Below are 3,508 nucleotides of genomic sequence, written 5' to 3' on the forward strand. Positions count from 1 at the left end.
GTCGAGATTGCGGGCCGCGTTCACCACGAACTCCCCCGCGACACGCGCCGCCCCCGCGACATCCAAGCCGGCCGCCTGCGCGCCCCCCGCCGTCGCCGCGAGAAGCATCGCCCCAGCCGCCAGCCGCTGCACGAGCGGCCGTCGCTCCAAGCCCAGCCCCAGCCAGCCGAGGAGCCACGCCGCCCCGCGGCGCCGCCTCGTTCGCTCCTCGAAGCGTGCCCACATCCGCTCCATCGCTGCCGCATCCGGCCCCGGCACCGCCAACCCGCCGATGCGCCGGGCGATCGCCGCGAGCACCGCCGCCTCTCCCCCAGCTGGCGCGCCCCCGAGCGCCAATTCGACGTCTTCGCCCACTCGCCTAGCCTCGTTCACCCTTCCATTCCCTCGTGAACTCCCCGCGGGCCCTCCCGAGCCTACATCGTATATCGGCCCCAGAGGCGAAAAGGTGTCAGACCCCTCCTCTTGTGCCAAACTAGCGGCGTGCGAGGCTACACCATCATCGTCGGCAGAGCCCGCCGCGCGCCCTCTACCGCCGGCCGCATCGCCGCCTTCGTCGTCCGCTGGCTCGTCACCGCGGCCTCCGTCTGGGTCGCCGCTGCCCTCGTGCCCGGCATCCACCTCAGCGGGCTCGGCAGCACCCTCGCCGTCGCCCTCATCCTCGGTCTCCTCAACGCCTACCTCAAACCGCTCCTCATCCTCAGCGCGCTCCCCGGCATCGTCCTCACCCTCGGGCTCCTCCTTATCCTCATCAACACCGCTCTCCTCGCCCTCACCGCCTGGGTCGCCGGCAAATTCGATAGCATCGCCTTCCACATCGATGGCTTCTGGAGCGCCTTCTTCGGCGCCATCCTCGTCAGCATCGTCAGCTTCCTCCTCACCCGCTTCATCGATCCCGGCCGCGTCGCCCGGCGCTTCGACTGAGCCGCCCGCGCCGCCCCATCCTTTTGCCCCGCGCGAATCATCTGCGTAGGATGACCTCGCCGCCGACCCGCCGGGCGGCGAGCACCCACCGGACGAAGCCATGCGCATCATCGACGGCATCTACCAGCTCCTCACCCCCTTCCCCCAATTCACCATCGAAGACGCCAAAGCCCTCCGCCGCCAGCTCCAAGAGCACCCCCGCGTCACCAAAGGCCTCCCTTACGTCCTCCCCTACCTCCTCAAAGATGGCGGCGACGTCGTCCTCGTCGACTGCGGTTGGAACACCGATTCCGCCTACCGCGCCCTCGAAGAAGGCATGCGCGAGCACGGCTCCCACCCCACCGAAGTCCAGCGCCTCGTCATCACCCACATCCACCCCGACCACTACGGGATGGCCGGCCGCCTCAAGCAGCTCTCCTCCTGCGACGTCGTCGTCCACGAGAAAGACGCCGAGGTCATCGCCACCCGCTACTTCGCCCCCCGGGCCCTCACCGACGAAATGGCACGCTTCATGGAAATCAACGGCGTGCCCCCCATGGCCACACCGCAAATGGCCCAGGGCTCCCTCGGCATGCTCGGCAACGTCGCCGCCGTCCCCCCCGACACCCAACTCAAAGGCGGCGAAAGCTTCAAAGTCGGCGACTTCGATTTCGAAGTCATCTGGACCCCAGGCCACTCCCCCGGACACATCTGCCTCTACGAACCCAACCGCAAAATCCTCCTCACCGGCGACCACATCCTCCCCACCATCACCCCCAACGTCTCCATCCACGCCCAGACCCACGGAAGCCCACTCGGCGATTACATGCGCTCCCTCGAAGCCCTCGTCGACCTCGATGTCCAGCTCGTCCTCCCCGCCCACGAGTTCGAAATCACCGACCTCAAGAAGCGCATCCGCGAAATCAAAGACCACCACGAGCTCCGCCTCGAAGAAATGCTCGCCTGCGTCGACCGCGGCGGCTCCACCGCCTGGGAAGTCGCCGGACGCGTCAAATGGGCTACCGGCCGGCTCGAAGAATTCGAGCCCTGGATGCAGCGCGCCGCCGTCGGCGAAACCCTCGCCCACCTCGAATACCTCTTCGAGCTCGGCCGGCTGGCCAAGGTCATGCGCGGCAAGCAGCTCTACTGGCTCCCCGTCTAGCCAGCGCGCGCCACCACGAGCCTCAGTCGTCCGCCTCCTCGGGGCCGTGTGCTCGGCCATCGAGCGCCTCCGGCACGATCCGCCAACCCACCACACCGCGCTCCCCGAAGCGCGCCTCCAACGCCGCCACCGCCCATCCCGGCGCATCCGCCAGCCGCGCGTAAAAAACCGGCGCGAACTCCCCGAACTCCAGCGCATCGCGCACCTCCACCCAACGCCCATGCCCCGACACCGAAGCCCACTCCCACGGTCCCGTCGTCGCCGTACTGTCGACCTGGAAGGCCACCCGGTCGTTCGCCCTCCCCATCGCCACCTTCCGCCCCGGCGTCGTCAGCCCGCAGAGCGTACCCTCCCACCAGGCGTAGAAGAGCGGCACCAGGAAATGGCCGTCCGCGCCGAAAAACGCCACCCGCACAATCCGCTCCTTCGCCAGCACCAGCCCGACTTCCTCGTCGCTCAGGCGTCGCGTCCCCACGCACCGATCCTGCCCGGCCCGGTCGCTCCCCGCCAGCTCAGCCCGCCACGCCCAGCTCCTGGCGAATCACCTCGCAGATCTCGAACGTCGGCCCCTCCGCCTGCAGCGTCGACTGCATCTTGTTGATCGTCACCGCCACCGCCAGGCCCACCTCCGGGTCGGCGAAGGCAATCGACCCGCCGGCGCCCGGGTGCCCGAAGGCCGTCCGCCGCGGGCCCATCGCCCCGTGCTGCCCGGCGATCTTCCCGCCATTGAAGAAGCCGATGCTCTTAGGCAGCGGCATCATCAACACCCGATCCGGTTCCTCCGTCTGGATCGCGCTCATCGCCCGAATCCGCTCCGGCGAAACCAGCCGCACCCCATCCACCACACCCCCGTTCGCCAGCGCCGCGTACATCTTCGCCAACGCTCGCGCCGTGAAGTGCCCGTTCGCCGCCGGCAGGCAGGCTCGCCGCACCCGCATATCGTTGAAGTTCCATCCCAGCCGCGGCGGCATCGCCTTGAAGAAATCGTGGTCCGGCGGCACCTGGAACATCGCCGCCCGTTGCTGCCCGCCCTGTCCCGCTGCCTCCTGCTCCTGCACCGTCTGCAGCGTCGCCAGCCGCCCCTCCACCCCTTCGGGAATCCCGATGAACATCTCCCCCTCCAGACCCAGCGGCCGCGCGATCTCCTCCGCCAGCACCTGTTGAATGTGGCGCCCGTCCGCATGTTCGATGATGCCGCCCACGATCCATCCATACGTGATCGCGTGGTAGCCCGTCGCCGTCCCCGGTTCCCAGGCCGGTTCGCCCCGCTCGATATAGCGAAGCCCGTTCTCCCACTCCAGGAGCGGGGCCGCCGCCTCCGGGTCCATCGGCATCGCGTGGAGCCCCGCTTGGTGGCTCATCGCCTGCGCGACCGTCACCCGCTCCTTCCCCCGCTGGCCGAAAGCCTCCCAATAGCGCGCGACCGGCTGTTCGTACTCGATCACT

The 3,508-nt window shown here is 68.8% G+C and carries 5 protein-coding genes; 2 read left to right on the forward strand and 3 right to left on the reverse strand.

Annotated elements, in window-relative coordinates:
• The coding region (locus VAE53_RS10350) for a hypothetical protein (RefSeq protein ID WP_322819300.1) at positions 1-372 on the reverse strand (372 nt) is incomplete at its 3' end.
• A 108-nt stretch (positions 373-480) separates the two neighbouring features.
• On the opposite strand from VAE53_RS10350, the gene VAE53_RS10355 reads away from it, so the two are divergent.
• Both VAE53_RS10355 and VAE53_RS10360 read left to right on the forward strand, forming a co-directional pair.
• Complete coding sequence (locus tag VAE53_RS10355) at positions 481-921, forward strand: phage holin family protein (protein ID WP_322819301.1); 441 nt, start codon at positions 481-483, stop codon at positions 919-921.
• A 100-nt stretch (positions 922-1,021) separates the two neighbouring features.
• Entirely contained in the window at positions 1,022-2,062 is a 1,041-nt protein-coding gene (locus VAE53_RS10360) for an MBL fold metallo-hydrolase (RefSeq protein WP_322819302.1), read from the forward strand.
• Positions 2,063-2,084: 22 nt separating this feature from the next.
• On the opposite strand, the gene VAE53_RS10365 is transcribed toward VAE53_RS10360, so the two are convergent.
• Complete coding sequence (locus tag VAE53_RS10365) at positions 2,085-2,537, reverse strand: pyridoxamine 5'-phosphate oxidase family protein (RefSeq protein WP_322819303.1); 453 nt, start codon at positions 2,535-2,537, stop codon at positions 2,085-2,087.
• A 37-nt stretch (positions 2,538-2,574) separates the two neighbouring features.
• A partial coding sequence (locus VAE53_RS10370; protein WP_322819304.1) for a serine hydrolase domain-containing protein occupies positions 2,575-3,508 on the reverse strand: 934 nt, incomplete at its 5' end.

The sequence above is a fragment of the Tepidiforma sp. genome (assembly GCF_034432735.1).
Taxonomy (GTDB): Bacteria; Chloroflexota; Dehalococcoidia; order Tepidiformales; family Tepidiformaceae; genus Tepidiforma.

Excerpts from the sequence above, each read along its gene's own strand:
- VAE53_RS10360 (WP_322819302.1), top strand. The coding sequence starts at position 1,022 with ATGCGCATCATCGACGGCATCTACCAGCTCCTCACCCCCTTCCCCCAA.